This is a genomic window from Paenibacillus sp. 10L310, from assembly GCF_056395745.1.
On the sequence record NZ_JBFTKC010000067.1, the window covers coordinates 1 to 442 of the forward strand.

The following is a 442-nucleotide window of genomic DNA, read 5'->3' on the forward strand; positions in this document are numbered from 1 at the left end:
TGGGCACTCTAGATAGACTGCCGGTGACAAACCGGAGGAAGGTGGGGATGACGTCAAATCATCATGCCCCTTATGACCTGGGCTACACACGTACTACAATGGCCGGTACAACGGGCTGCGAAATCGCGAGATGGAGCCAATCCCAACAAAGCCGGTCTCAGTTCGGATTGCAGGCTGCAACTCGCCTGCATGAAGTCGGAATTGCTAGTAATCGCGGATCAGCATGCCGCGGTGAATACGTTCCCGGGTCTTGTACACACCGCCCGTCACACCACGAGAGTTTATAACACCCGAAGTCGGTGGGGTAACCGCAAGGAGCCAGCCGCCGAAGGTGGGATAGATGATTGGGGTGAAGTCGTAACAAGGTAGCCGTATCGGAAGGTGCGGCTGGATCACCTCCTTTCTATGGAGAATCGTTTCCTGCAACGGAAACATTCAAATA

Annotated in this window: 1 rRNA gene; it reads left to right on the forward strand. The window is 54.3% G+C overall.

Annotated features, from left to right (window positions below):
* Positions 1 to 403 (forward strand): 16S ribosomal RNA (locus tag AC1DE7_RS31840); the annotation flags it as partial.
* Positions 404 to 442: the final 39 nt, after the last annotated feature.